We start from the raw sequence: 26,801 nt of genomic DNA, 5'->3' as shown, positions 1-26,801 counted from the left end.
GACGGTGATGATCTTCACCGTCACCGGTTCGTTCGTCGCGAACTGCTGGAAGGACCCCCAGGGCCTGGGGGTGACAAAGACGCTGTCGGCCCGGTTGGCAGCGGTCGGCACGGTCTACTGCGCTCCTCACGTGTGGATCTGTGCACGCGGACCCCCCGCCAGCACAAGTCGGACATTCTGCCGCACGTCAGACCGTGTGGCGTGCATTGGCTCCCGGCGCGCCATCGAACGCGGCCTTCCGCGCGCGCAGAACAGCCCCGGTGCAGTCAAAGGTCCGCCGCCCAACGGACCTCATCGGCCGCTCAGGAGGCAGATGACCTCAGAGCCGCGGCAGGTAGCGCTCCAGCTCGAAGGGCGTGACCTGGTTGCGGTAGTCGTCCCACTCGGCGCGCTTGTTGCGCAGGAAGAAGTCGAAGACGTGCTCCCCCAGCGCCTCGGCGACCAGGTCCGAGCGCTCCATCAGCGCGATCGCCGAGTGCAGCGAGGTGGGCAGCGGCTGGATGCCCATGGCCCGCCGCTCGGCGTCGGTGAGGGTCCACACGTCGTCCTCGGCCTCGTCGGGCAGGTCGTAGCCCTCCTCGATGCCCTTGAGCCCGGCGGTGAGCAGCACGGCGAACGCGAGGTAGGGGTTGCACGCCGAGTCCAGCGAGCGCACCTCGATGCGGGTGCTCTGCCCCTTGGACGGCTTGTACATCGGCACGCGGATCAACGCGCTGCGGTTGTTGTGCCCCCAGCAGATGTAGGCCGGTGCCTCGCCCCCGCCCCACAGGCGCTTGTAGGAGTTGACCCATTGGTTGGTCACCGCGGTGATCTCGGCGCCGTGACGCAGCAGGCCGGCGATGAACTGCCGCCCGACCTTGCTCAGCTGGTAAGGCGCGCCGGCCTCGTAGAAGGCGTTGCGGTCACCCTCGAACAGCGACAGGTGGGTGTGCATGCCCGAGCCCGGCTGGTCGGTCAGCGGCTTGGGCATGAACGAGGCGTAGATGTCCTGCTCGAGCGCGACCTCCTTGATGACCGTGCGGAAGGTCATGATGTTGTCCGCGGTCGACAGGGCGTCGGCGTAGCGCAGGTCTATCTCGTTCTGCCCCGGCCCCATCTCGTGGTGGCTGAACTCCACCGAGATGCCCATGCTCTCCAGCATCGTGATCGCCGCCCTGCGGAAGTCGTGGGCGGTCCCGTGCGGCACGTGGTCGAAGTAGCCGCCCTGGTCCACCGGCACCGGGGGCTCCCCCTTGCGCACCGGCGCCTCGAAGAGGAAGAACTCGATCTCGGGGTGGGTGTAGAAGGTGAACCCCAGGTCGGCCGCCTTGGACAGCGCCCGCTGCAGCACGTGCCGGCTGTCGGCGAAGCTCGGCGAGCCGTCGGGCAGCGTCAGGTTGCAGAACATCCGCGCGGTGCCGGGGCTCTCCCCGCGCCACGGCAGCACCTGGAACGTGCTGGGGTCGGGCTTGGCCAGCATGTCCGCCTCGTAGACGCGCGCGAAGCCCTCGATCGCGCTGCCGTCGAAGCCGATGCCCTCGGCGAAGGCTCCCTCGAGCTCGGCCGGGGCGACCGCCACCGACTTGAGCGTGCCGAGCACGTCGGTGAACCACAGCCGCACGAAGCGGATGTCACGCTCCTCGATGGTGCGGAGGACGAACTCCTGCTGACGATCCATGGTGACGATCCTGCCTCAGATGCGTTTCCGATGTGTTACGGACACGTCCGGCGGCTCAGCGCGCCAGGACTGCCTGCGCCGCGTTGTGGCCCGGGATCCCGCTGACCCCACCACCGCGGCGGGCGCCGGCCCCCGCGAGCAGCACCTTGCCGTATGCCGTCTCCACGCCCCAGGTGCCCACCTCGCCGTCGGCCTCGGCCCAGGGCCACTGCAGGGAGCGGTGGAAGATGTTGCCCGCGGGCAGGCCCAGGTCGGCCTCGAGGTCCAGCGGGGTGCGCGCCTCCAGGCACGGGTTGCCCTCCCCGTCGCGGAGCAGGACGTCCTCGATCGGTTCGGCGAGAACGGAGTTCAGCGACCGCAGGGTGGCCGCGAGGGCCTCCTCGCGGCGCGCGTCGTTGTCCTCGCGGAAGAGGCGAGCCGGCATGTGCAGGCCGAAGAGGGTCAGCGTCTGCGCGTCGCCGGCAGCGAGGTCGGCACCGAGGATGCTGCGGTCGGACAGGCTGTGGCAGTAGATCTCGCACGGCGGCAGCTGCGGCACCTCCCCGCGCGCGGCCGCGGCATACGTCTGCTGGAGCTGCTCCCAGCCCTCGTTGATGTGGAAGGTGCCGGCAAAGGCTCCGGCAGGGTCGACGGCCTCGTCGCGCAGCCGGGGCAGCCGCGAGAGCAGCATGTTGACCTTGAGCTGGGAGCCCTCGGGCGCCTCCTCGGTCTCCACCGGCGCCGCGCCCGTCGCGGCCAGCAGCCGGTTGAGGACCACGGGGGCGACGTTGGCCAGGACCGAGCCCGTGGCGGTGACCTCGTGCTCGCGCCCGTCGGTCCCCTGCCAGGTGACGGTGCCGTCGGGGTCGAGGGCCACGACGTCGGCGCTGGTGGTGAGGGTGGCGCCGGCGTCGGCCGCCGCCCGGGCCAGCGCGCCGGTGACCGCGCCCATGCCACCGACCGGGACGTCCCAGTCCCCCGTGCCCCCACCGATGAGGTGGTAGAGGAAGCAGCGGTTCTGGGCCAGGGACGCCTCGTCGAGGTCGGCGAAGGTGCCGATCAGCGCGTCGGTCGCGACGATGCCGCGCACGGTGTCGTCGGCGAAGGTGCCACGCAGGACCTCTCCCAGCGGGCGCTCGACCACGGCGGACCACAGCTCGTCGTCCCCGACGAGGGCGCGCACGTCGTCCGCCGCGCGCAGGGGCTCCAGGACAGTGGGGAACACCTGCTGTGCCAGGCCGTGCATCCGGGCGTAGAACCGTTGCCACTGCTCGTGTTCGGCGTCCGAGCCGGTCAGTGCGCGGAACGCTGCCCGGGTCCCCGCCTCGTCACCGTTGTCGACGAGCAGGCCGCGCTCGGGCGCCGCCGGCACCGGCGTGAAGGAGGAGAACCGGCGCCGGACCAGGTCCAGGTCGAGACCGAGGTCGGCGATGATCTGCCGCGGCAGGAGCGAGACCAGGTAGGAGTAGCGCGAGAGGCGGGCGTCCACCCCGGGGAAGGCCCGCGCGGAGACGGCAGCACCCCCCACGTGGTCCGCCCGCTCCAGCACGAGCACCCGCCGGCCGGCACGGGCGAGGTATGCCGCGGCCGTCAGCCCGTTGTGCCCGGCACCGATGATCACGTCGTCGTAGCTCACGATCGCGACCCTAGGCCGTGACGGCCGGGTCGCGCTCGGCCATCCCGCGCCCCGGCCGCCCGCGCCCCGTCCCGGCGCGCCGCCCCGGTTCCGTCCCGGCCGCCGGACGAGGGGTTCGGCCCCGGCGCTACTCGCGGGTAACCTCGGTTCGTGGCCCACTCGTTCTACTCCCCCACCGACGACCCGCACACCTGGCAGCCGACCCGGGCGACGGTCGGGCCCTGGGCCCCGACGATGCAGCACGGGGGTCCGCCGTCGGCACTGGTGGTCCGTGAGGCCGAGCGCCTCGGGGCGGCCGCCGCCGACGGAGCGGTGGACGCGCTGCGGGTGAGCCTGGACTTCTTCGGCCCGGTCACCACCGACCCGGTCCGCGTCAGCGGGGAGGTCGTACGGGCCGGGCGCAGTGTCACCCTCGTCGACGTCCACCTCGAGCAGGACGGCCGGACCGCGCTGCGGGGCAGCGTCTGGCTGGTCCGCCGCGACGTCGAGGGCGCCACCCCGGTCGTGCCCGGCCCCGAGTCCGGCCTGCCCGGCCCCGACCACCTCGCCCCGTTCGAGGGGTGGCACTTCCCCTACATCGAGCACTTCGACTGGCGGGTCATCCTCGGCTCGACGACCGAGCCCGGCCCGGCCCAGGTGTGGGCCCGACCACTGGTGCCCCTGGTCCCCGGGGAGGAGCCGACCGGCCTGCAGCGGGCCGTCCTCATCGGCGACTCCGGCAGCGGGGTCTCGGCCGAGCTCGACTGGGGCGACTGGTCCTTCGTCAACGTCAGCCTCGACGTGCAGCTGCTGCGTCCGATGGCCCCGGACTGGCTGCTGCTGGACGCCCGGACCCGGCTGGCCGGCACGGGCACCGGCCTGACCCTGACCACCTTGCACGACCGCGCGGGGGTGGTCGGGCACGTCGGCCAGAACCTCGTGGTGGGCCGGAGGGCCTGACCCCACCCCGGGTGGGACGAACCACCGCAAACGCGACATACTCACCACGCACATCACGGTGGATGACAGGGGTTCTCTCGTGCAGGTTCCAAGCTGGTCGCGGCTTCGGCTGCCCTCCCTCTCCCGGATCAGGGTCCCGGCCGGGTCGCCGATCCGGGTGCCGGACCTGTCGCGGCTGCGCCTGCCGAGCGCGTCCTCGGTCGCCATCCCGGGCTGGATGCTCACGCCCCAGGGCAAGCTGGCGTGCGTCCTCGTCGTGAGCCTGCTCGGCGGTGCCATCGGCGGTGCGGCCGTCGTCGCCTTCACTCGCCCGCACACCGCGGAGACCGCGCGCTTCGCCCCTGCCCCGGCACCGGTCAGCCGCACCTCCGCGACGACGCCGGTCCGCCCCAAGCACCACCGGCCGACGCCGACCACGTCCGCGACCCCGAAGGCCGCCACGGTCCGGCACACGCACGCAGCGGCTCCCGAGACGACGAGCAGCCACTCCGTCGAGCCGACCACGGCGCCCTCTCCGCGGCCGACCACCCACTCCTCGTCGTCGCCGAGCCCGAGCGCGACGACCCGTGGGCCGCTCATCCCGCTTTTCCCCTAGAGCCGCACCTGCCCGCCACGCCCTCGAGGTGGTGAGGGCACCGGCGCGGCCGGAACCGGCCTGCGGTCAGCAGCCGCACGGCATACCCGCACACGGCACTGGCCCCCGGGGAGAACCCCGGGGGCCAGTGCCGTTGGTGTGACCGTTACTTCGCGAAGGCCACCCGGACCGTCATGTCGTCACCGTTGGTGCTGGTGTCGACCACCGACATGCGGGTGCCGGTGCCGGCCACCTGGACCGAGTTCCACGGGTTCTGCGCCGACCAGTAGCGCATCGGGTCGGAGTCGTCGAACGTCGGGATCGCCGGCTGCGATGCCACCGTCGTCGGCACCCCGAGGCGGTGGAAGGTGACCGCGTCGGTCGCCTCCTGGCCGAAGGTGGCGTCGAACGGCTGGCGGCGGTTGCCGAGCAGGCGACCGTCGGCGAACCTCACCGGCGACGGGCGCGCGTCGACCTGGAGCACCTGGCCGTGGCCAGGGTGCACCGAGGTGTTGTTGTCGGTGAACTCACCGTCGACGTAGCTGACGAGCAGGCCGTTCTGGTACGGGAACCGCTCGACCCAGTCGGGGTGGGCGACCGCGTCACCGAAGTTGTACGGACCGGTCCGCAGCGTGGCGTCGTAGCCGGCGTAGTTGCGGTTCTCCGCCAGGTAGAACTGCGGCACCGTGACGTCGGTGGAGCCGTTCATGCGGGTGAAGCCGTCGGCGGTCCAGCCGTTGTCGCCGTTCTCCACGTCGTCGGTCAGCACGGGAGCGCCGTTGGCCGTGACGGTGATGTCGTCCAGGAACGGGCCCTTGAGGTGGACACCGCCGTCCGTGGCGTAGCGGAAGCGGAACAGGACCTTCTGGCCCGCCCACTTCGACAGGTCATAGGTGAGCGTGGTCCAGCTGGTGTTGGTGCCGGTCACCGGGGCCGCGGCGTCGGCCCACGTGGCACCGCCGTCCGTCGACACCTCGCCGTAGAGGTAGTCGTAGCCCTGCTCGACGTCGTACCACGCGGCCGCGGTCAGCGAGGCGCTGCTCGCCGCGGTGAGGTCGATGGTGCGGGTCATCGAGGTGTTGAGGTTGTCCGCCGAGCCACCCCACCACTCGGTCGAGCCCGAGTGCGGCGTGTTGTAGTCGGTGTGGACGTCCTTGTCCGGCAGGTTGACCAGGATCGCCTGCGGCGTGGTCTTGCTGTCCCGGTCGGCCGGGCCGAGCTTGACCGTCGCGTCCTCGCCGTACGTGACCTTCCGGTAGTCGAGCCAACCGAGCTGCAGCTTCTCCCACGCGGCCTCGTAGCCCGGCTTGGTGCCGATCGAGTCGGTGCCGTCGTTGAGCCACGACCCGGCGCTCATGATGGTCCAGAAGCCGGTGCCGTTGTCGCCGCCGTTGGTGTCGTACAGGTCCGGCAGGCCGAGGTCGTGGCCGAACTCGTGGGCGAACACGCCGAGGCCGCCGTTCTCCGGCTCGGTGGTGTAGTCACCGATCCAGATGCCGGAGTCGCCGAGCGGCACACCGCCGAGCAGGTTGCCGGACGGGCCGGTCTTGCCGGCGTTGGTCGAGTAGGCGTACCAGCGGTGCGACCAGATCGCGTCGGTGCCCTGGGCGCCGCCACCGGCCTCCTCGCCCTCGCCGGCGTGGATCGCCTGGAAGTGGTCGATGTAGCCGTCGGGCTCGTTGAAGTTGCCGTCGTGGTCGTAGTCGTAGCGGTCGACCTTGTCGAACTGGCTCAGGTAGGCCTTGATCTGCTCGGGAGTCTTGCCCTGCCTGACCTGGTCGGCGTACCACGCGGTGGCGGTGTCCTTGATGTAGTTCCAGTAGCCGTCGGCGTTGTTCCTGGCGCCGTAGCGGGCCTCGTTGTAGGGCACGGTGACCCAGTCGCTGACGTCGCCCTTGGCGAGGAACCGGCCGTTGGACTGCTTGGTGTAGAAGTCCTTGAACGAGTCCGTGGCGCCGAACATCATGTCCAGGTAGTGCTGGCGGTTGAAGTCCTTGGTCCAGTACGTCGAGTTGTCGTCGGTGCTGTTGCCGTCCCAGACCCGGTCGGGCGAGGGGATGGTGTTGTGCACCGGGCCGGGTGCGCTGGAGAAGCGCGGGTCGGTCTGCGTGCCGAAGTCGGTGAGGACCGTGAAGACCGACTCCTCACGGTTGACGTCGTACTGGACGAACTTGTCCTCCTTGCCGTACTTGCCCTTCGGCACCCGGATGACCCGGTGCCCGTTCCGCGTCTCGAGGGTCGCCTCCCCCTTGACGAGCTTGGTGACCGCCTCCTCGCGCAGCGTCTGCTGCTGCTCCCCCATGGGGCTGCTCAGGTTGTCCTGCTGGTGGGTCGAGCTCTGCGGCTCGGGGTCGGCCTGCGCCGGGATCGCCTGCGCGGGTGCCTGCACGGTGGCCATGGCGACGGCGGCGACGGCCACCCCCGACAGGACACTCCAACTGCGTCGTCTCACAAATCCTCCTGGGAGTCCCCACATACGTGCGCGCTGTTCTGGACGCACAAGTGGGGATGCTCACATCTGGCTCACAGGAAAGGGACAGGTGACAGGCAAAGACTTCGACAAGGTTGGGTCTGGCTGCGGTATGCCGTTGGCAAAGTTCCCGGCTCCCTCTAACACCGCCCCGGGCCGCCCTCTCCGGCTTCCCGCAACGATCCGGTGACGACAGCCCGCCGGCAGCCGCTCACCGGCCCCGGCCCCTCCCGCACTAGGCTCCAGCCATGGCGCAGATGCGACTTGCCCTGGCCCAGGTCAACGCCACCGTGGGGGACCTCCCCGGCAACACGCGGGCGGTGCGGGACTGGACCGCGAAGGCCCTGGCGCAGGGCGCCCACCTGGTGGCCTTCCCCGAGATGATGGTGACCGGCTACCCGGTCGAGGACCTCGCCCTGCGGCGCTCGTTCGTCGACGCCTCGCGCGCCGCCGTCGAGCAGCTGGCCCGCGACCTCGCCGCCGACGGGCTCGGCGAGCTGCCGGTCGTGGTCGGCTACCTCGACCGCGTCCCGGAGGGCTACAGCGACCGTGACCCGGGGCGTGACCTGCCGCAGAACTGCGCCGCCGTGCTGCACCAGGGGCAGGTCCGGGCCCGGTATGCCAAGCACCACCTGCCGAACTACGGCGTCTTCGACGAGGCGCGCATCTTCGCCCCCGGCCGGGACCTCACGGTCGTGCGGGTCGGCGACATCGACGTGGCCATCGCGATCTGCGAGGACCTGTGGCAGGAGGGCGGACCGGTCTCGCTGACGCGAGACGCCGGGGCCGAGCTGCTGCTGGTGATCAACGGCTCGCCCTACGAGGAGGACAAGGACGACACCCGGCTGGAGCTGGCCTCCCGGCGCGCAGCCCAGGCCGGCTGCACCCTGGCCTACCTCAACATGGTCGGCGGCCAGGACGACCTGGTCTTCGACGGCGACTCGGTCGTGGTCAGCGCCGGCGGACAGGTGCTCGCCCGGGGGCGGCAGTTCGAGGAGCAGCTGCTCGTCGTCGACCTCGACCTCGAGGAGAGCACGGTCGACCCGCTGGCCGGGCTGCCGGCCGGGGTGCAGCACGTGGTCCTGTCCGAGGCCCCCGTCGCGGCGTACGAGCCGGAGCCGGTGTCACTGCCGCCGCGGCTGGACCCGGTGGGCGAGGTCTACCACGCCCTGACGCTGGGCCTGCGCGACTACGTGCGCAAGAACGGCTTCCGTTCGGTCCTGCTCGGGGTCTCCGGCGGCATCGACTCCACGCTCGTGGCGACGATCGCGGCGGACGCGATCGGCGGGGAGAACGTCGTCGGGGTGAGCAACCCCAGCCGCTACTCCAGCCAGCACTCCCGCGACGACGCGGCCGAGCTGGCCGCCAACCTCGGCCTGGACTACCGGGTCATCCCGATCGAGCCGATGGTCAGCGCGTTCCTGGACAACGTCAAGCTCGGCGGGGTGGCCGAGGAGAACCTCCAGGCCCGCGTGCGTGCGCTGGTCTGGATGGGCCTGTCCAACCAGGAGGGCCACCTGGTGCTGGCCAACAGCAACAAGAGCGAGCTGTCCGTGGGCTACTCGACGATCTACGGCGACAGCGTGGGCGGCTTCGCGCCGATCAAGGACGTGCCGAAGACGATGGTCTGGGAGCTGGCCCGGTGGCGCAACGCCGAGGCGCTGCGCCGGGGCGAGAAGCCCCCGATCCCGGAGAACACCATCACCAAGGCACCCTCGGCCGAGCTGCGCCCCGGCCAGGTCGACCAGGACTCGCTGCCGCCCTACGACCTGCTCGATGCGATCCTCGACCGCTACGTCGAGGGCGCCGAGGGCCGGGCCCAGCTCATCGCCGACGGCTACCCCGCTGAGGTCGTCGACAAGGTCGTCTCCCTGGTCGACCGCGCGGAGTGGAAGCGCCGCCAGTTCGCCCCGGGGACGAAGATCACCGCCCTGGCCTTCGGCCGCGACCGCCGCCTGCCGATCACGAGCCGGTGGCGGGAGCAGGACTCGTGACCTCTAGCCTGACCACCCCCGTTTCCCGACGCACCAAGGAGTCTGGTCGATGAGCGAGCAAGCCCCCTACGGCACCGGCCCCGGCACGTCCGGAGACCCGGTCCCGGGCGCGACCGCCCTCAAGCGCATCCGCATCCCGCACCTGCAGGCGATGAAGGAGCGCGGCGAGCGCTGGGCGATGCTCACGGCCTACGACCAGTACGCCGCGGAGATCTTCGACTCGGCCGGCATCCCCGTGCTGCTGGTCGGCGACTCGGCCGGCAACAACGTCTACGGCTACGAGACGACCCTGCCGGTCACGGTGGACGAGCTCATCCCGCTGGTGCGCGCGGTCAGCCGGGCCGCGCGGCACTCCCTCGTCGTGGCCGACCTGCCCTTCGGGTCCTACCAGGGCAGCCCGCAGCAGGCGCTGGAGACGGCGACCCGGTTCATGAAGGAGGGCCTGGCCCACGCGGTCAAGCTCGAGGGAGGCAGGCACGTGGTGCCCGCCGTCGAGCTGCTCACCCAGGCCGGCGTCCCGGTCATGGCCCACGTCGGGTTCACGCCGCAGAGCGAGCACGCCCTCGGCGGCTACCGGGTCCAGGGCCGCGGCGACAGCGCCGACACCCTGGTGCAGGACGCCTGCGAGCTGGAGAAGGCCGGTGCCTTCTCGATCGTCATGGAGATGGTCCCGGCCGACGTGGCCGCCCGGGTGACCGAGGTGCTGCACATCCCGACGATCGGCATCGGCGCGGGCCCGGAGTGCGACGCCCAGGTGCTGGTGTGGCAGGACATGGCCGGCCTGCGCGGCGGCAAGGCGCCGCGTTTCGTCAAGCGCTACGCCGACCTGCGCACGGTCCTGTCCGACGCCGCACGGGCCTATGCGGACGACGTCGCCAAGGGGACCTTCCCGGACGCGGAGCACTCATTCCAGGACTGAGGTCGTGACCTCGACGCCCACCCCCGCCGGCACGACGGTGGGGGTGGGCGTCGCCGTGCCGGCACCGGCCTGCGCCGGCGCCTCCGCATCCGCGGCAACGGCCCGGAAGAGTCTGTCCCGCAACGTGATCGCCAGGTAGCCGACGGCGGCGACCGTGACCACCGCCATGGTCAGGAAGATGGCCCGGTAGCTGACGAGCGACACCAGCGCGGCGCCGAGCGCGATGCCGACGGTCTGCGGTGTGCCCAGGACGACGTCGGTGGCAGCAGACACGCGCCCCATGAGCCGGCCGGGTGTCAGCCGCTGCATGAGGGTCGTGAACCCGATGAGCAGCACGGGGATCGACCAGCCGAGCAGCACGACCGAGGCCAGGACGGCCCAGAGGGCCGGGGCCAGCGCGATACCGACCTGCCCGCCCGCGAGGGCGAGCAGCGCGAGCGCGAGCGCGCCGGGTTCGGTGACCCGACGGACCACCCTCGGGGCCGTGAGGCCGCCGACCAGCGCACCGACCCCCTGCACGGTCAGGACCACACCGACGAACTCGACCGGCTTGCCGAAGGCGTCGGTGACCGCGAAGACCGCCGACTCGGCGAAGCCCAGGACGGTGATGGTCAGGCCCAGCGCGGCGAGGGTGTGCCGGAGCACCGGTTCGTGCCACACGTGGCGCACGCCTTCGGTCATCTCGTGCCACCAGTGCTGCTCGGCCCGCGCGGGCGCGTCCTCCCGCACCCTGACCCGCGCGACGACGAGGGCCGCGACCAGGAACGACAGGGCGTCGAGGGCGGCGACCGCTCCCCCGCCGACGGCGGCGAACAGCGCCGCGCCCGCCAGGGGTCCGATGAGCCGGAAGCCCTCCTTGGTCGTGGTCAGCGCCGAGTTGGCGTCGACCAGCCGGTCCTCGGGCAGCATCTCCTTGAGCATCCCGTTGACCCCGGCCGGCATCACGACGAAGGAGATGCCGTAGAGGAAGGCCACGACCCAGACCAGCCACACCTGGCCCGCGTCACGGACGAGCAGCAGCGGCAGCACCACCAGCGCCGAGGCCACGTTGCCCCAGATCAGCAGCGGGCGCCGCCGGACCCGGTCCACGAACATCCCGAACAGCGGCGCGACCAGCGACGGGGACACCAGGCACAGGAAGGTGAGCCCAGCCATGGCGTTGGACCCGGTCAGCGACTTCACCCACATGCTCAGCACGATGAGCATGAGCGAGTCGCCCAGCATACTGGTGGCCAGCGCGGCGAACAGTGGCCGGAATCCCTTGTGGGCAAAGGCGTTGCGCATGTCAGTTCCCCTCGGTGGTGGGGTCCGGCGGGTATGCCGGGATCCCCCAGGCCATGAACGCGCAGACCCGCGCGCCCTCCGGTCGCAGGCTCGGGTCCTCGAGCCGGTCCATCTTCGACAGCAGCAGCTCGGCCACCTTGTCGTTGATCTCGACGAGCTCCTCGGCGGTGAGCCAGAGCATCGACTGCGTCGAGGAGGAGGCGTCGCGCCACTCCTTCGCCTCGGCTTCTCGCGACTCGGTGGCGCGCACGAAGCGCGCCACCTCGCGGTCGAGCACCACGCGGGTCAGGGTCCGGCCGGCGACGACGGCCTCGGCGCTGGCCTCGTCCTCGTCCCACCGCATGCCGCGGTGGGTGGCCTTCCACGGGCGCCGGCGGCCGGTGCCACCCTCGGCCTCGGCCACGAACCCGTGCTCGGCGAGCTTGCGCAGGTGCCACGAGCAGTTGGCCGGGCTCTCCCCCAGCCGCTGACCGAGCTCGCTGGCCGTCATCGGCCCCTCGAGCATCAGCGCCTCGAGGATGTTCATGCGGACCGGGTGGGCGATCGCCCGCAGCTCGCGCGCGTCGGTCAGGGTGCGGGGCTCGTGAACCATGGATCGAAAGTACTCTTTCGAAAGAGTTCTTGCAATGACCTTCTCGACCGAGCTGGACGTTCATGTCCCTTCGCTCGCGGCGAAGGGGCACGAACGTCCAGGTCGGCGAAGGCGTCCCCCCGGGCAGGGGGCGACGCTCGGCCACGTGGCGGAGGGCGGCTCCCCCGCTCACCGGTGGCGGGCCCCCGCACCCGGGGTTACGTTCCGGGACGGCCGCCTCACCCCGGCGGTCCCGTCACGTCAGGAGCAGGACATGAGAGCCACCCGCCCCTCCCGCACCACCTGGGTCGTCGCCGCCTCGGCGAGCGCCCTGCTGGCCACGCTCGCCCTCGCGCCGTCGGCGCAGGCGACCAAGCCGGGCAGCGACAGCACCACCGGCACCGGCAGCGTGTTCATGGTCAACCCGGTCCAGTCCAGCGGCGACGAGTCGCTGACCGACGACAAGGACGCCGACAGCGCCGTCCCCGCGAGCGCCTACGCGACCGTGGCGCTGCGCAACCTCGACGGCTCGGGCTACCTGTCCGGCAAGTGGGCCAACGTGCGGTCCAACACCGGTCCCGCCGCATACAGCACGACCAACACCTTCAGCTACACCCGCCACGACGACCGCTTCGAGCAGGTCATGGCCTACTTCTGGGTCAACCAGGCCCAGGAGTACCTGCAGTCGCTCGGCTTCGGCTCGACGCTGCCGCCGGTGAACATGCACGCCCAGGACGTGCGCATCGACCAGTACGGCATCGACAACAGCTACCAGACCGACAAGCAGGACTTCCTGCGTTTCGGCAAGGGCGGGGTCGACGACGCCGAGGACGCGGAGGTGATCGTCCACGAGTACGGCCACGCGGTGCACGCCGCGCAGGTGCCCGGCTTCGGCACCAGCCTCGACGCCGGCTCGATCGGCGAGGCGTGGGGCGACTACTTCGGCGTCACCGTCGGCCTGGCCGCCGACCAGCAGTACGGCTGGCCGGTCAAGGCCGAGCAGGCCTGCCCGATGGACTGGGACTCCACCTCCTACACCGCCGCGCCGCACTGCATCCGCCGCTTCGACCGCAACCTGACCGTGGCCGACCGCAAGGGCGAGGTGCACTACGACGGGCAGATCTGGAGCCAGGCCCTGTGGGAGATCCGCCAGGGTTACGTCCAGCTCGGCCTGGGCACCCGGGCCTGGGACACCACGCTGGTCGACAGCCAGTTCGACTACGCGCCCGACACCTCGTTCTCGGCCGCGGCCAAGGCGACGTACAACAAGGCTCTGGCCCGCGACGGGCAGAAGGCCGCCGACCTGGTGCGGGCCCGCTTCGCCGCCCGCGGGATCACCTTCTGAGCTGAGGTCCGCCTCCCGGTCACCTACGCCGCCGGGGCGACCGGGCGCAATACCGCAAGGATCACGTCCGCGACCGCCGCCTTCCACTGGGGGGCGGCGGTCGCGGCGGTTAGCGTGTGCGCATGAGCGACCTGACGTTCGGCTACGCCGCGATGCTGGAGCAGTTCCACCCGAGCGAGGTCGTCGACCTCACCGCCCTGGCCGAGGAGCACGGCTTCTCCGGCTGCATGGCCGCCGACCACTTCCAGCCGTGGGTGCCCCAGCAGGGCCAGGCCGCGTTCGTCTGGAACGTCCTGACCGCCGTCGGCGAACGCACCCGCGGCGACATGGGCCCCGGCGTCACCTGCCCGTCCTTCCGCTTCCACCCCGCGATGGTCGCCCAGGCCGCGGCGACCCTGGAGGCGATGTACCCCGGCCGCTCCTGGCTCGGCGTCGGCTCCGGTGAGGCGCTCAACGAGCACGTGATCGGCGGCTACTGGCCCGAGGCCGGCGAGCGCTCGCGGCGGATGTTCGAGGCCATCGAGCTGATCAAGAAGCTCTTCGACGCCTCCATCGCGGGCAAGGACATCAAGCACAAGGGCGAGTTCTTCACCATGGAGACGAGCCGGCTGTGGACCATGCCGGAGGTCGCTCCCCCGGTGCTCGTCGCCACCGCCGGCCCGATCAACGCGAAGAAGACCGGCCAGCTCGCCGACGGCATCATCACCGTCGGCGCGCCGCTGGAGAAGATCGAGGGCCTGTTCGCCAGGTTCGCCGAGGGCGCCCGCGAGGCCGGCAAGGACCCCGACACCATGCCCAAGGTGCTCCAGCTGCACATGTCGTGGGCGGCCACCGACGAGGAGGCGCTGTCCAACGCGCTGACCGAGTGGCCCAACGGCGGCATGAAGTTCCCCAAGGCCGACATCCGCAGCCCGCACGACTTCGCGCAGATGGCCAAGCTGGTGCGCCCGGAGGACTTCGAGGGCCGCATGGTCATCTCGTCCGACCCGGACGAGCACCGCGCCTACATCCAGCGGTTCGTCGACCTCGGCTTCGACCGGGTCTACCTGCACAACGTCGGGCGCAACCAGGCCGAGTGGATCGAGGTCTTCGGCCGGGACGTGCTGCCCAAGCTCACCCGCTGAGCGACAGCGCCCGCACCGGCGCCCACCGCACGCCGTCGAAGGCGACGAGCCACGCCGCCCCGACGCGAGCCGTGAGCGGCAGCCGGGCGTCGAGGTCGGCCCGCATGCGGGTCACCTCGCCGTCCGGCGCGGCCTCAGCCACGGTCAGGTGAGGTGTCACCTCGTCGAACGCCCCGCCGTAGGGCTGCACCTCCGGCCACCGCGCGGTGACCGCCTCGGTCAGCGCGACCACCGGCCCGGCAGGCTCGGGCGCCAGCCACAGCACCTCCGACTCCGCGAACCAGCCCGTGCGCCGGAAGGTCAGCTCCAGGTGCCCCACCCGGCGGCACAGCCCACCCAGCTCGGCCAGCACCCCGTCGTCGACCTGCTCGACCGGCAGGAACGGGTAGAGCACGGTGATGTGCGCCGGCACCCCCAGCGGCGCCGAGCGGTCGTAGCGCCGCCGCCACACGGACACCAGCGGCTCGGCCTCCGGCACCGGGAGGATCACCCCGGTCTGCCCCACCTCGAACCCCATTGCCGCCCCCTTCGCGCGCCAACCGCACCCACCACCTCGCCCCTGGGTCAGGATAGGCGGGTGACCGGGACCGGTATGCCGCGACGCCCGTCCCCGGGGGACCCTCACCGCGGCGCCGGGCCGCGCTGGTTCCACCCCGGCGAGGCCGACTGAGGTCAACGCGAAGGGTTCTCGGTGTGATGACCCTGACAACCCTTCGCACTGTCCGGGCACGGAAAGTCGCGCGACCGGCATACCGGGTCTCTGGGATCATCGCGGCCGTGAGTCTTCGGGAACGCCTGGCACGCCTGCGAGTTGACACCTCACCGCTGCGCGAGTCGCGCGACTTCCGGTTGCTGTTCTGGGCCGGGACGGTGTTCTACATCGGCGGCATGGTCAGCTACGTCGCGGTCCCGTTCCAGCTGTACCACCTGACCCACTCCAACTTCGCCGTCGGCCTGCTCGGCATCATCGAGCTGGTGCCACTGGTGGTCTTCGGCCTCTACGGCGGTGCCCTCGCCGACCACATGGACCGCCGCACCATGGTGCTCGGCACCGGCATCGCCCAGGCCGTGCTGACCCTGGGCCTGGTGCTCAACGCCGCCCTGCCACACCCCCAGGTGTGGCCGATCTACCTCATCGGCGCCTTCCTGTCCGCCGCCCAGTCCCTGCAGCGGCCCTCGCGCGAGGCGCTCATCCCTCGCACGGTGCGCCACCAGCAGCTGTCCGCCGCGGTCGCCCTGTCCTCCCTCGGCATGCAGATCGGCCTGCTCGCCGGCCCCGCCCTCGGCGGCGTGCTCATCCAGGCGGTCGGCGTGACCTGGTGCTACGCCATCGACGTCACGGGCATGGTCATCGCCTGCGTGCTGTTCAGCCGGCTCGGGCGCTACCCGGCCACCGACCGCAGCACCCCGCCGAGCGTCAAGGGGATCGTCGAGGGCCTGCACTACGCCGTCCGGCGCAAGGACCTCATGGGCACCTACCTCATCGACATCGTGGCGATGTTCCTGGCGATGCCGACGGTGCTCTACCCCGCGCTGGCCGCCAACGTGCTGCGCGCGCCGAGCGCCTACGGCCTGCTCATTTCCGTCGGCACGGTCGGCAGCCTGCTCGCCACCGCGACGTCGGGCTGGACCTCGCGGGTCCACCATCACGGCCGCGCGGTGGTCATCGCGGCCGCCGCCTGGGGCGCGGCGGTCGCGCTGGCCGGCCTGACCACCAACCTGGGGCTGGTCCTGGCCTGCTTCGCCCTCGCCGGCGCCGCCGACATGGTCAGCGGCATCTTCCGCGGCACCATCTGGCACCAGACGATCCCGGACTCGATGCGCGGGCGCCTCGCGGGCATCGAGATGCTCTCCTACTCCCTCGGACCGCTGGGCGGCCAGGCCCGGGCGGGCCTCGTGGCCGACCGCTTCGGGGTGCGCGCCTCGATCACCAGCGGGGGGGTCCTGTGTGTCGCCGGCGTCGCCCTGACCGCCGCGTGGCTGCGCGGGTTCTGGGCCTACGACGCCCGCACCGACGAGCACGCGGTGCACGAGCGCCGGGTCCGGGAGGCTCGCGAGGCGGGCCCCGCGACGGAGGCGGCCACCTAGAGTGGGCGGGATGAGCGAGACACCCCGCACCCGTTGGTCCGAGATCGCCGGAGGCGAGGGCGGCGAGGGGTATGCCGCCCGGTTCGCCGCGCTGGCCGCGTCAGGTCAGGACGTGCACGGGGAGGCGACGTTCTGCGCGACCCTGCTGCCCGCGCCGGCCCGCGTCCTCGACGCGGGCTGCGGCACCGGCCGCGTGGCCATCCGCCTGGCCGAGCTCGGCTACGACTGTGTCGGCACCGACGTCGACGCCTCGATGCTGGCCGTGGCCCGGCGCACCGCACCCGGCGTGCCGTGGGTGCTGGCCGACCTGGCCACGCTGGACCTACCGGCCGAGGGCGAGGCGCAGCGCTTCGACCTGGCTGTCGCGGCGGGCAACGTGGTGCCACTCCTGGCGCCGGGCACCCTGACGGCCGCCGTGTCCCGCCTGTGCGCCCACCTGGTCCTCGACGGGCTGCTGGTCACCGGCTTCGGCCTCGATGCCGCCCACCTGCCCCCGCGCTGCCCGGTCACCCCGCTGGCCGACTTCGACCGGGCCTGCGCGGCGGCGGGCCTGGAGCTGGTCGACCGGTTCGCCACGTGGGACCGGCGGCCGTGGCGTGTGGACGCCGGCTACGCGGTCAGCGTCCACACGCTCACGTAGGCCGCCGGCTCAGTCCTCCAGACCGGCGTCGTCCCAGGCCTTGTCCTCGGCGTCCCACTTCTCGGTGTTCTGCTTGGCGTGCTCGAGGGCGTGCGTGGCCTCGTCCTGGCTCGTGTAGGGCCCGAGCAGCTGGTCGCCGCGGCTCTTGTTGCTGTCGTCCTCGACGGTGCCCTTGTCGACGTTGTACCAGTAAGCCATTGCTCACCCTCCCGTGTGCGCCCGGCCGCGGTGACCGTGCCTAGACTCCACCGTATGCCGCTGACCTACGCAACCGTCGCTCCCGGCACCGTCGGCCCGCGCCGTCCGGTGCCCGCCTCCATCGCGCGCCCGGAGTACGTCGACCGGCCGGCACCGGCGAAGTACGACGGCCCCGAGGTCAAGGACGCCGAGACGATCGAGAAGATGCGTGTCGCCGGCCGCATCGCCGCCCAGGCGATGGCCGAAGCGGCCAAGGTCATCGCGCCCGGTGTCACCACCGACGAGATCGACCGCGTGGGCCACGAGTTCCTGCTCGACCATCACGCCTACCCCTCCACCCTGGGCTACCGCGGTTTCCCGAAGTCGCTGTGCACCAGCGTCAACGAGGTCATCTGCCACGGCATCCCCGACGACCGCCGGCTCGAGGACGGCGACATCGTCAACATCGACATCACCGCCTTCATCGACGGCGTGCACGGCGACACCGACGCGACCTACCTGTGCGGCGACGTCGACGAGGAGTCACGCCTGCTCGTCGAGCGCACGCACGAGGCGATGATGCGCGGCATCAAGGCGGCCGTCCCGGGCCGGGAGGTCAACATCATCGGCCGGGTGATCCAGAGCTACGCCAAGCGGTTCGGCTATGGCGTGGTGCGCGACTTCACCGGCCACGGCATCGGCACGGCGTTCCACTCCGGCCTGGTCATCCCGCACTACGACGCGGCCCCGGCCTACAACACGGTCATCGAGCCGGGCATGACCTTCACTGTCGAGCCGATGCTCAACCTCGGCACCCACGAGTGGGAGATGTGGGACGACCAGTGGACCGTGGTCACCCGCGACCGCAAGCGGTCGGCCCAGTTCGAGCACACGATCCTGATCACCGACACGGGCAACGAGATCCTCACCCTGCCCTGACTGCGAGAAAGGACAACGATGTCCCGCACGCACCACCCGCTCGGTATCGACATCGGCGGCAGCGGCATCAAGGGTGCCCCGGTCGACCTCGGCACCGGTGAGTTCGCCGCCGAGCGCCTGCGCATCGAGACCCCCCAATCCTCCACGCCCGAGGCGTGCGCCGAGGTGGTCGCCAAGATCGCGGAGCACTTCGAGGACGCCACGGGCGACTCCCCCATCGGCGTCACGGTGCCCGCCGTCGTCGTCGGCGGCGTGGTGCGCACCGCCGCCAACATCGACCCCTCGTGGATCGGCACCGACGCGGCGCACCTGCTCTCGGACAAGCTCGGCCGGCCCGTCACGGTGGTCAACGACGCCGACGCCGCCGGGGTGGGCGAGCTGCACTACGGCGCGGCCCGCGGCGTCTCCGGCCTGGTCGTGATGACCACTCTCGGCACCGGCATCGGCACCGCGCTGCTCAACCACGGCGTGCTGGTGCCCAACTCCGAGCTCGGCCACCTCGAGCTCGACGGCCACGACGCCGAGACGCGGGCCTCCTCCGCGGCGCGGGACAACGGGGGCCTGTCCTGGGAGGACTGGGCCAAGCGGCTGCAGCGCTACTACGCGCACCTGGAGGACCTGCTCTGGCCCGACCTGATCGTCGTCGGCGGCGGTGTGTCCAAGAAGGCCGACAAGTTCCTGCCGCTGCTGCACCTGCGCGCCCCGATCGTGGCCGCCCAGCTGGAGAACCGCGCGGGCATCGTCGGCGCCGCCTGGCACGCAGCCAACCCCGGCAACTGACACCCGCCTCGGCTACCGGGGCGGCCCGGCGGGCGACAGCGGGTCCGGGGTCAGCCGATCTGGCGCGGCGACCCGCCCGCGAGGTCGACCACCTCCATGCCCTCGGGGCCGAAGCTGCTCACGTGGTGCAGGTAGAGCGTCCGGCCCACGTCGCTCAGGGTCGCGTCGTGCACCGGCACGGCATACCGGGGGGCGATGCTGCGCGCGAAGGCGAGCGTGTCGCGCATCGCGCACCAGGGGGCGGACAGCGGCAGGGCGAGCACGTCGACCGGACCGGGCTCGACGTCGTAGGCGTCGCCGGGGTGGAACAGGCTCGGCTCGCCGTCGGCGCGCAGGACGACACCGGTGTTGCCGACCCGCGGCACCCGGTCGTGGTTGACGGCGTGCAGCTGTCCGACGGGGGTGACCTCGACCGGGCCGACCTGGGTCGGCTCACCGGGGACGAGGTGCTGCGCGGCGATGTCCGACTCCAGCAGCACCTCGGCGGTCTGGGCCTCGACGAGCAGCCGCGCACCGGGGTTGAGCTCGAGCAACCGCGGCAGGCGCTCCACGTCGACGTGGTCGTTGTGCTGGTGCGTGACGAGGATGGCGTCGAGGTCGACCAGCTCCTCGAACCCGGGGCTGAAGCTGCCGGGGTCGATGAGGATGCGCTGGTCAGCGCTCTCCACGAGCAGGCACGCGTGTCCGAGGTGGGTCAGTCGCATGCCGGCAACATAGCGCCCACGTCAGCCGGCGTGGGCGACCCTGCCCGGGCGCGGCCGGCCCGGCCTGACGTCCACCCGGGCGGTGAGCCGCAGCTCCACCTCCTGCTCGAGCTCGGCCATCCGGGCGCACGCACACTCCTGACCCGCCCCTCCGCCATCGCACCGCTCGGCCCCGCTCTCCGTGGCGTGGCAGCGGCCCAGCTCCAGGTCCCTGCGCACCCGCGCCAGCTCCACGAGCAGCTCCCCGTTGCTCAGCAGGCTGTTGCTCAGCAGACGGCGTTCCTCAGGCATCTGCGCGACCTCCCCGCGGACCGCAGCCGGACGGCCCTGTCTCCCGAAAGTAAGCACCTTGCCGGAGGCCGAACTCCACCAGACGTCCTAGGACAGGAACCGGCCTACGCCTGACGGCGTACCCGGCACCGGTGCCTCACCCAGGCGCCGCTCGATCTCCGCCTCGATGGCCAGGAGCCGGTGGCAGGTGCACCCCGGGTCGGGGTCCACCGGCACCCGGGCGGGGTCGACCCCCAGGGTCGGGCAGCCGCGCCGCTCCGCCAGGGCACGCTCCCGGCCGAGCTCCAGCAGCAGCTCGTGGTTGTCGAGCAGGGTCAGGTCAGTACGCACGTCATCGCCTCCCACGAACACGTGTCCCCGATATCCCGCCCCGTCGGCAGTATGTCGCCCGCAACCGGCGTGTCACCGGCGTTTGCACCAACTCGCTGACCTTCGGACCTCGTGGACGCCTCTCCCGCGTCGTTACAGTGCCTGGATGCGGGTGGGGCGAGTGGTGGGACTGGCGCTGGGCACGGTGGTGCTCGCGGGGTGCAGCGGCGCCGCAACGAGCACGGCCCCGGGCTCCTCCCGTGCGTCCTTACCCTCCCCGAGTCCCTCCACCGCGGCCGGGACGTCCACCGCCTCTGCGACACCGTCGACGGCACCGTCGCGCGGCGCGGTCCCCCGGCTGGACCACGTCGTGGTTGTGGTCATGGAGAACCACGCCGCGAGCTCGGTGCTCGGCAGCCCCGACGCGCCGTTCATCAACGACCTGGCCCGCACAGGCGCCAGCCTCACCCGCTCGTATGCCGTGGCGCACCCGAGCCAGCCCAACTACCTGGCGCTGTTCTCCGGTTCCACCCAGGGCGTGACCAGCGACCGCTGCCCGCTGACCTTCTCCGGGCCCAACCTCGCGACGTCGCTGCACGCCGCCGGCCGCACGTTCACGGGGTACTCCGAGGACCTGCCCTCAGCCGGGTTCTCCGGCTGCACCGCCGGGGGCTACGCGCGCAAGCACAACCCCTGGGCGGACTTCACCACCGTGCCGGCCGCGGCGAACCAGCCGATGACCAGGTTCCCCACCGACCCGGCCCGGTTGCCCACCGTCGCCTTCGTGGTGCCGAACCTGTCCCACGACATGCACGACGGCAGCGTCGCCGAGGGGGACGCCTGGCTGGCGCAGCACCTCGGGGACTACGCGCAGTGGGCGCGCACCCACAACAGCGCCCTGGTCGTGACCTGGGACGAGGACGACGACGACCACGCCAACCACATCGCCACGCTGGTGGTCGGCGCCCACGTGCGCCCCGGCACCTACGCCGAGCGCGCGGACCACTACCGGGTGCTGCGGATGCTGACCGACGTGGCCGGCGCCCGCCCGGTGGGCCGGGCCGCAGGGGCTGCACCGCTCACCGGGATCTGGGACGGTTGAGACCGAGGAGGTCGACATGACACCGCAGGAGCTGCTCATCGACGCATTCGGCCGCGTCCGGGACGGGGTCGCGGACCTCGTGACCGGGATGACGGCCGAGGAGCTGGCCTGGCGGCCCGGGCCGAAGGCGAACTCGGTCGCCTGGCTGGTCTGGCACCTGTCGCGGATCCAGGACGACCACGTCGCCGGGGTCGCCGGCACCGACCAGGTGTGGACCAGCGGCGGCTGGGACGACCGGTTCGCGCTGCCCTTCGACGCGCGTGACACCGGCTACGGCCACGACCCCGACCAGGTCGCCGCTGTACGACCGCCCTCGGGGCGGCTGCTCGCGGACTACCACGACGCGGTGCACGCCCAGACGGTCCGCTTCCTGGGCAGCGCGGACGCGGCCGACCTCGACCGGGTCGTCGACCGGCGGTGGGACCCGCCGGTGACCCTCGCCGTGCGGCTGGTCAGCGTCATCGGGGACGACATGGCCCACCTGGGGCAGGCGCAGTACGTCCGGGGGCTCCACGCGGGCCAGTGAGCCTGCTGGGGTGGGGCACGGCCTCAGGCCTGCGTACACCCTTCTCCGGACGCACGACAGCCCGTCGCGCAGGGCGCGACGGGCTGTCGGGGTGACCGGGCTCAGCGGTGCCGGTAGACGAGTCGTCCGCGAGTCAGGTCATAGGTGCTGAGCTCGACGACCACTCGGTCCTCCGGCATCACACGGATGCGGTGGCGCCGCATCCGGCCGGACAGGTGGGCGAGCACGTTGTGACCGTTGCTCAGCTCGACCCGGAACATGGTGTTCGGGAGGCTCTCGGTAACGGTGCCCTCAACCTCAACAGCGTCAGTCTTCGTCTTCGACATGCACGATCCTTCCGGTAGGCGACGCATACGTCCCCGGACTCCGGGGAGCAGGCTCCGGTGCCACCGTCAGGACCCGGGCGAACCGGTCCGGCGACACTCAGCGCGTTGACCCGTCGATGCCGGCCGGCGGCGGGGACCACAACCTGGCCCGGCAGACGGAGGCGGACCGAGATGGTCCGCGCACAGGACATAACACCACAGCCGGGGCCGTTGTTCCCGCATCAGGGACCGTGGCCCACCTCACGTCGGGCCCGCCGCCGGGCCCCGCGGGCCGGAGCGGCCTCAGGCCGCGGCCGTGGCGTCGACCCGCTCGGCCTCCCGGGCCACGAGCCGCAGGATCGGCCGGCCCATCGCCGTGACGAACGGCCCCACCAGCGCCCAGTAGCGCTGGAAGTGCCGGCGCGCCTCCTCGTCGGTGCACCGCACCCGCACATCCGTCACCAGCACGGACCCGCCGGGGCCGTACGGCATCACCGAGAAGCCCCAGGCACCGACGCCACACCCCGGTCGGTGCAGCTCACGGAACTCCTCCGGCGTCCAGTCGATCCGCCCATACCCGCGCTCCCACCAGCGCCCGACGAAGCCCAGCACGAGCTCCTCCCCCGGCTCCTCGGCGAGCAGCTGGAAGCCGCCCTCCTCGGACACGAGCTGCTCGAAGCCGAACCGCGCGGGCACGGCGGCATCGGCGGCGCCAGGTCGGACCACCCGGTCGAAGAGCATCCGCGCCCGGTTGGGGACGGCGACCACCGGCGACTCGAGGAAGTCGACCCGCCGGATCGCATCGAACGTCGCCAGCGGCGGCGCCTCCACCACCCGGGCCAGCGCCACCCGGCGCTCCCAGGTCCCGAGCTCGTTGTCGATCAACATGACACCCTCACCGGTCGGCCACACGTGTGCGGCCAGCCTCTGCCGGGGGCCGGCACCACCCCAGTGCCGGAGGTCCCGACGGCTACCGCGCGGCCGGCTCGACCTGGGCCGCGACGGTGAGGTTGGTCTCCAGGAAGGCAACCAGCTCGGCATACCGGGCCGACCAGTCCCGCCCGGAGACGTCGAGCCTCAGCGTCCGCACCGGCAGGATGGGCAGCAGGGCCAGCTCGAACTCGCGCCGGTGGCGCATGAACTCGACGAGCCCGTCGAAGCCGTCCAGGCCGCGGGCCAGCCCGTAGCCCTGCCCGACGTGGTAGTCGATGACGAAGTCCAGCCACTCCGGGGGCCGCTGCGCCGCCGCAGCCGCCAGCACCGGGGCGGGGTCGCCCGCGTCGAGGTGGACCAGCAGCGGGTCCAGCGGTGCCGCGACGTCCGCGAGCGCGCGCACGTGGGCCGCCAGCTCCGCGGCCGGACGGTCGTGCCGCGCCAGCAGTGCGCAGACCGGGTTCTGCAGGAAGACGCACTCCACGACGTAGACCGCCTGCTCGTCGAGGACCTCGTCGGTGAAGCGCCGCCAGCTGTCCTGGAGCACTCGCGTGTGGACCTGCGTCGGGACGTCGCCGTCGTAGGCGTCCAGGGCGCGCAGCCGCTCCCGCAGCGGGGCCGGCCAGTGGGCCCGCTCGCGGTCGCGCACCAGCCACAGCTCGTCGCGGCGCTGCGCGGAGCGGGCCAGCTCGGCCCGCTCGTCGGGGAAGTCGGCCAGCACCTGCTCGAGCTGGGCGCCGGTGAGGACGGCCACCTGCTCGAAGTCGACGGGGTGGTCGGTGCGGCCCTCGGCGTAGCGCCGGACCGGCACGCCCCGCTGGACCAGCCAGTCCTCGACGAACGCCGACGCGGTGGACTTGCCCGAGCCGGGCATCCCCTCGACCATCACCAGCTGAGCCACGGGCCACTCCCCTCGTCTGCCTCGACGCGCCACCGTAGTGGCGTGGCCGCGGCCCCGGCGATGAATTACCCGAGGAGGTATGCCGTGTCGCGGCGGCGGGCGCGCGTGGCGCCAGGCCCGAGGGCAGGGGACGAGACAGCCAGGGGCGGTCAGCTCACGGAGCGGGCGAGGGGGGTGGTGCGCCCGCACGACGTGCACGTCGAGTGCCAGCCGGCGGAGGTCCGCACGGTGGTCAGGGAGAAGGGGCTCTTGCACGCCGCGCAGTAGCGCGCGACGACACGGCGGAGGCGCAGGGTCTGGGTGCGGGTCTGGGTCGAGGGAGCCATGCCAAGGATGGTGCGCACAACCGAGGAGCCCGCTCTCCACCAGATGACGTAGACGGACCCGATCAAGGACGGAGGTCCCGGATCGGAGCGGTGCCCGCCGACGGACCCTGACTGCACGGCTCCCCGACGGCTTTGCCAATCACGGCCTCCCCTGGTGGGGATCCGCGTAGATTGACGGTGCGTCTACAGGGGTGAATCGCACATCGGCAGCGGTCGGTGACCGCGCGAGGACAAGGACGACGATGACCGAACCGAGCCAGGCCCCGCTCCAGCCGCCCGCGGTCGTGCCCGGTGAACCGGTCCTGACGCTGACCGCGCCGGCACCGCCCCAACCCGTGGCTGCCACCGCGGCCCCGCGGCTGGCCCCCGCGGTCGACGCCGCCGCCCTGCCCGGCCTCGACTCCAAGGTCGACGCCTACCTCGGCTCGCTCCTGGCAGCCGCCCCCCGGTCGCCGGAGTTCACAGCCAAGGCCACCGACGTGCGGACCATGGGCGACGAGGACATCCGCCGCACCGCCGAGACCTCCAACCGGCTGCTCAACTCGCCGGTCCGGGCGATGAAGGAGGGCGGGCTCAGCGAGGGCTCCAAGGTGGGGTCCACGCTCCTCGAGCTGCGGCGCACCGTGGAGGACCTGGACCCCAAGCAGGCGCAGGGCGCCAGGCGGCTGCTGGGCGTGATTCCCTTCGGCGACCGGATGACCGACTACTTCCGCCGCTACCAGAGCGCCCAGAGCCACCTCGAGGCGATCCTGCACGCCCTGCGCGACGGGCAGGACGAGCTCGGCAAGGACAACGCCGCGCTGAACCTCGAGAAGCAGCAGCTGTGGGCCGCGATGGCCCGGCTCAACCAGTACGTCTACGTCGCCGAACGGCTGGACTCCCGGTTGGCGGCGGCGATCGTGGAGCTGCAGGCCAGCGACCCCGACAAGGCAGCCGCGGTCCGCGACGACGTGCTGTTCTACGTCCGCCAGAAGCACCAGGACCTGCTGACCCAGCTGGCCGTGTCGATCCAGAACTACCTCGCCATCGACATCGTCATCAAGAACAACCTCGAGCTCATCAAGGGCGTCGACCGGGCCTCCACGACCACGGTCGCGGCGCTGCGCACAGCGGTCATCGTCGCCCAGGCCCTGGGCAACCAGAAGCTGGTGCTCGACCAGATCACCGCGCTCAACACGACGACGTCGGACATGATCCAGCGGACCTCGGAGATGCTGCGGGACAACTCGGTCCAGGTGCAGCAGCAGGCCGCCTCGGCGACCATCGGCCTGCCGCAGCTGCAGGCGGCGTTCCAGAACATCTACCAGACCATGGACGCCATCGACACGTTCAAGGTGCAGGCCCTGGACACGATGGCCGCCACCATCGGCACGCTGGAGAACGAGGTCACCAAGTCACGGGAGTACCTCGACCGGGTCTCCCGACAGGACGAGCGGATCGCGCACGGCTCCCTCGACCTGGGCCTGCCCGGCGGCCGGCGCTGAGCAGCGACACCAGGGAGATCACCGTCATGGCCTGGCTGGGCGACCTGCTGGCACGCATCTCCGGTCACCGCGAGGAGCCGAGGCGCGTGGAGCTGCCGCGCGTGCCGACCAGCCAGGACCTGCTCGACTCCCTGGACCGGGTCGAGGCGATGGTGGCCGACGGCGCGGTCCCCGCTGTGGTGGCCTCCCGTGTCGGCCGGGTCTGCGCCACGGTGCGCGACACGATCCCCCGGCTGCCGACCCTCGGCGCGGGGAGCCCCCAGGCCTACTCGGTGATGGCCACGGCCACCGACTACCTGCCGGAGGCCATCGGCGGCTACCTGCGCCTGCCCCGCGAGTGGGCCGACAGCCGCCCGGTGGACGGCGGCCGCACCTCGCTGATGGTGCTCATCGACCAGCTCGACCTGCTCGGCGCGACCATGGACCAGGTCTTCGACGCCGTATGCCGTGCCGATGCCAACGCGCTCGTGGCGCACGGGCGGTTCCTGGCCGAGAAGTTCGGACCCGCCGCGGGCGGTGGGAGCCTGGCCCTGGACGCCGGCACCGCGACGCCGCGGGTGCCCGGCGCGCTGGAGCCCCCGACCGGGACCGGGCCGGCATGACCGGCACCGTGGACCGGTCACCGACCCTGCGGGAGGCCCTGGCCACGCTCGTCGACGTCGCTGTCGCGGCCGGGGTGCCGGGCGACGTGGCCCGCACCGAGGGGCTGTCCCTGGCCGCTGCCGTCGCCGAGTCCGCCCCGGGGGCTGCCCCGGCCTGGGCCGCCGTGGTGGGCGACGCCGCCGGCACCCAGGACTTCTTCGA

29 protein-coding genes and 1 pseudogene are annotated in these 26,801 nt (G+C 72.1%); 15 read left to right on the top strand and 15 right to left on the bottom strand.

The window, feature by feature from the left end; translation table 11 throughout:
• Window positions 1–319: 319 nt before the first annotated feature.
• Window positions 320–1,657 carry a glutamine synthetase family protein gene (locus VF825_RS04615; protein WP_331110624.1) on the bottom strand — a complete coding sequence of 446 codons (1,338 nt, stop codon included), beginning with the start codon at window positions 1,655–1,657 and terminating at the stop codon, window positions 320–322.
• 55 nt (window positions 1,658–1,712) lie between these two features.
• On the bottom strand, window positions 1,713–3,272 hold the full coding sequence (locus VF825_RS04610; RefSeq protein WP_331110622.1) for an NAD(P)/FAD-dependent oxidoreductase: 1,560 nt from the start codon (window positions 3,270–3,272) through the stop codon (window positions 1,713–1,715).
• Between the two features lie 150 nt (window positions 3,273–3,422).
• On the opposite strand from VF825_RS04610, the gene VF825_RS04605 reads away from it, so the two are divergent.
• Both VF825_RS04605 and VF825_RS04600 read left to right on the top strand, forming a co-directional pair.
• A complete protein-coding gene (locus VF825_RS04605; RefSeq protein WP_331110620.1) occupies window positions 3,423–4,211 on the top strand; it encodes a thioesterase family protein in 789 nt (262 codons plus the stop codon).
• A 79-nt stretch (window positions 4,212–4,290) separates the two neighbouring features.
• The gene (locus tag VF825_RS04600; protein ID WP_331110618.1) at window positions 4,291–4,806 is read left to right on the top strand and encodes a hypothetical protein; all 516 of its coding nucleotides are present in this window, start codon (window positions 4,291–4,293) and stop codon (window positions 4,804–4,806) included.
• A gap of 145 nt (window positions 4,807–4,951) precedes the next feature.
• On the opposite strand, the gene VF825_RS04595 is transcribed toward VF825_RS04600, so the two are convergent.
• Complete coding sequence (locus tag VF825_RS04595) at window positions 4,952–7,237, bottom strand: immune inhibitor A domain-containing protein (protein ID WP_331110616.1); 2,286 nt, start codon at window positions 7,235–7,237, stop codon at window positions 4,952–4,954.
• Between the two features lie 266 nt (window positions 7,238–7,503).
• Between VF825_RS04595 and VF825_RS04590 the strand changes: the two genes are divergently transcribed.
• Entirely contained in the window at window positions 7,504–9,249 is a 1,746-nt protein-coding gene (locus tag VF825_RS04590; RefSeq protein ID WP_331110614.1) for an NAD+ synthase, read from the top strand.
• 49 nt (window positions 9,250–9,298) lie between these two features.
• Window positions 9,299–10,168 carry a 3-methyl-2-oxobutanoate hydroxymethyltransferase gene (gene panB / locus VF825_RS04585; RefSeq protein WP_331110612.1) on the top strand — a complete coding sequence of 290 codons (870 nt, stop codon included), beginning with the start codon at window positions 9,299–9,301 and terminating at the stop codon, window positions 10,166–10,168.
• Here panB and VF825_RS04580 read toward each other — a convergent pair.
• Window positions 10,154–11,452 (bottom strand): MFS transporter, encoded by a 1,299-nt coding sequence (locus VF825_RS04580; protein ID WP_331110609.1) that lies wholly within the window; start codon window positions 11,450–11,452, stop codon window positions 10,154–10,156. The genes panB and VF825_RS04580 overlap by 15 nt on opposite strands.
• 1 nt (window position 11,453) lies before the next feature.
• A complete protein-coding gene (locus tag VF825_RS04575) occupies window positions 11,454–12,044 on the bottom strand; it encodes a helix-turn-helix domain-containing protein (RefSeq protein WP_331110607.1) in 591 nt (196 codons plus the stop codon).
• A gap of 253 nt (window positions 12,045–12,297) precedes the next feature.
• Here VF825_RS04575 and VF825_RS04570 point away from each other — a divergent pair, with 253 nt between their 5' ends.
• On the top strand, window positions 12,298–13,368 hold the full coding sequence (locus VF825_RS04570; protein ID WP_331110605.1) for a M36 family metallopeptidase: 1,071 nt from the start codon (window positions 12,298–12,300) through the stop codon (window positions 13,366–13,368).
• Window positions 13,369–13,490: 122 nt separating this feature from the next.
• Window positions 13,491–14,492: a TIGR03557 family F420-dependent LLM class oxidoreductase gene (locus tag VF825_RS04565; RefSeq protein WP_331110603.1), complete on the top strand. Its 1,002-nt coding sequence runs from the start codon at window positions 13,491–13,493 to the stop codon at window positions 14,490–14,492.
• Here the strand turns inward: VF825_RS04565 and VF825_RS04560 are convergent.
• Window positions 14,482–15,009 (bottom strand): 2'-5' RNA ligase family protein, encoded by a 528-nt coding sequence (locus tag VF825_RS04560; protein ID WP_331110601.1) that lies wholly within the window; start codon window positions 15,007–15,009, stop codon window positions 14,482–14,484. The two genes, VF825_RS04565 and VF825_RS04560, sit on opposite strands and share 11 nt — an antisense overlap.
• 260 nt (window positions 15,010–15,269) lie before the next feature.
• Here VF825_RS04560 and VF825_RS04555 point away from each other — a divergent pair, with 260 nt between their 5' ends.
• Both VF825_RS04555 and VF825_RS04550 read left to right on the top strand, forming a co-directional pair.
• Window positions 15,270–16,580: an MFS transporter gene (locus VF825_RS04555; RefSeq protein WP_331110599.1), complete on the top strand. Its 1,311-nt coding sequence runs from the start codon at window positions 15,270–15,272 to the stop codon at window positions 16,578–16,580.
• Between the two features lie 10 nt (window positions 16,581–16,590).
• On the top strand, window positions 16,591–17,220 hold the full coding sequence (locus VF825_RS04550) for a class I SAM-dependent methyltransferase (RefSeq protein ID WP_331110597.1): 630 nt from the start codon (window positions 16,591–16,593) through the stop codon (window positions 17,218–17,220).
• Window positions 17,221–17,229: 9 nt separating this feature from the next.
• Here the strand turns inward: VF825_RS04550 and VF825_RS04545 are convergent, their stop codons facing one another.
• A complete protein-coding gene (locus VF825_RS04545; protein WP_331110595.1) occupies window positions 17,230–17,418 on the bottom strand; it encodes a methionine aminopeptidase in 189 nt (62 codons plus the stop codon).
• 54 nt (window positions 17,419–17,472) lie between these two features.
• On the opposite strand from VF825_RS04545, the gene map reads away from it, so the two are divergent.
• The gene (gene map / locus VF825_RS04540; RefSeq protein ID WP_331110592.1) at window positions 17,473–18,336 is read left to right on the top strand and encodes a type I methionyl aminopeptidase; all 864 of its coding nucleotides are present in this window, start codon (window positions 17,473–17,475) and stop codon (window positions 18,334–18,336) included.
• An 18-nt stretch (window positions 18,337–18,354) separates the two neighbouring features.
• Window positions 18,355–19,116, top strand: a complete 762-nt coding sequence (gene ppgK, locus VF825_RS04535; protein WP_331110590.1) for a polyphosphate--glucose phosphotransferase — start codon at window positions 18,355–18,357, stop codon at window positions 19,114–19,116.
• Window positions 19,117–19,166: 50 nt separating this feature from the next.
• Here ppgK and VF825_RS04530 read toward each other — a convergent pair whose 3' ends face one another.
• From VF825_RS04530 to VF825_RS04515, 4 genes are all read right to left on the bottom strand, one after another.
• On the bottom strand, window positions 19,167–19,820 hold the full coding sequence (locus VF825_RS04530; protein ID WP_331110589.1) for an MBL fold metallo-hydrolase: 654 nt from the start codon (window positions 19,818–19,820) through the stop codon (window positions 19,167–19,169).
• A gap of 21 nt (window positions 19,821–19,841) precedes the next feature.
• The gene (locus VF825_RS04525; RefSeq protein WP_331110587.1) at window positions 19,842–20,111 is read right to left on the bottom strand and encodes a hypothetical protein; all 270 of its coding nucleotides are present in this window, start codon (window positions 20,109–20,111) and stop codon (window positions 19,842–19,844) included.
• Window positions 20,112–20,198: 87 nt separating this feature from the next.
• Complete coding sequence (locus VF825_RS04520; protein ID WP_331110585.1) at window positions 20,199–20,441, bottom strand: hypothetical protein; 243 nt, start codon at window positions 20,439–20,441, stop codon at window positions 20,199–20,201.
• 132 nt (window positions 20,442–20,573) lie between these two features.
• Complete coding sequence (locus VF825_RS04515) at window positions 20,574–20,804, bottom strand: hypothetical protein (protein WP_331110583.1); 231 nt, start codon at window positions 20,802–20,804, stop codon at window positions 20,574–20,576.
• Here VF825_RS04515 and VF825_RS04510 point away from each other — a divergent pair.
• Together VF825_RS04510 and VF825_RS04505 are read left to right on the top strand one after the other, a co-directional pair.
• Entirely contained in the window at window positions 20,803–21,522 is a 720-nt protein-coding gene (locus VF825_RS04510; protein WP_331110581.1) for an alkaline phosphatase family protein, read from the top strand. The genes VF825_RS04515 and VF825_RS04510 overlap by 2 nt on opposite strands.
• Before the next feature lie 16 nt (window positions 21,523–21,538).
• Window positions 21,539–22,048 (top strand): mycothiol transferase, encoded by a 510-nt coding sequence (locus VF825_RS04505; protein WP_331110579.1) that lies wholly within the window; start codon window positions 21,539–21,541, stop codon window positions 22,046–22,048.
• Window positions 22,049–22,149: 101 nt separating this feature from the next.
• Here the strand turns inward: VF825_RS04505 and infA are convergent, their stop codons facing one another.
• The 4 genes from infA to VF825_RS04485 all read right to left on the bottom strand — a co-directional run bounded on the left by infA (window position 22,150) and on the right by VF825_RS04485 (window position 24,513).
• Window positions 22,150–22,374 (bottom strand): translation initiation factor IF-1, encoded by a 225-nt coding sequence (infA, locus tag VF825_RS04500; protein ID WP_141787903.1) that lies wholly within the window; start codon window positions 22,372–22,374, stop codon window positions 22,150–22,152.
• A 282-nt stretch (window positions 22,375–22,656) separates the two neighbouring features.
• A complete protein-coding gene (locus VF825_RS04495) occupies window positions 22,657–23,241 on the bottom strand; it encodes a hypothetical protein (RefSeq protein WP_331110575.1) in 585 nt (194 codons plus the stop codon).
• Between the two features lie 82 nt (window positions 23,242–23,323).
• A complete protein-coding gene (locus VF825_RS04490) occupies window positions 23,324–24,187 on the bottom strand; it encodes a hypothetical protein (RefSeq protein WP_331110573.1) in 864 nt (287 codons plus the stop codon).
• 149 nt (window positions 24,188–24,336) lie between these two features.
• Window positions 24,337–24,513, bottom strand: a complete 177-nt coding sequence (locus VF825_RS04485) for a hypothetical protein (RefSeq protein WP_331110570.1) — start codon at window positions 24,511–24,513, stop codon at window positions 24,337–24,339.
• A 242-nt stretch (window positions 24,514–24,755) separates the two neighbouring features.
• Here VF825_RS04485 and VF825_RS04480 point away from each other — a divergent pair, with 242 nt between their 5' ends.
• The 3 genes and pseudogenes from VF825_RS04480 to VF825_RS04470 form a co-directional block, all read left to right on the top strand.
• On the top strand, window positions 24,756–25,997 hold the full coding sequence (locus VF825_RS04480; RefSeq protein ID WP_331110568.1) for a toxic anion resistance protein: 1,242 nt from the start codon (window positions 24,756–24,758) through the stop codon (window positions 25,995–25,997).
• A 26-nt stretch (window positions 25,998–26,023) separates the two neighbouring features.
• The gene (locus VF825_RS04475; protein WP_331110566.1) at window positions 26,024–26,599 is read left to right on the top strand and encodes a hypothetical protein; all 576 of its coding nucleotides are present in this window, start codon (window positions 26,024–26,026) and stop codon (window positions 26,597–26,599) included.
• Window positions 26,596–26,801: pseudogene (locus VF825_RS04470) on the top strand (AAA family ATPase); the annotation flags it as partial. The gene VF825_RS04475 and the pseudogene VF825_RS04470, both read left to right, overlap by 4 nt.

This window comes from Oryzihumus sp. (genome assembly GCF_036391795.1).
GTDB lineage: Bacteria > Actinomycetota > Actinomycetes > Actinomycetales > Dermatophilaceae > Oryzihumus.
This window is presented reverse-complemented; position numbering and strand designations above follow the sequence as displayed.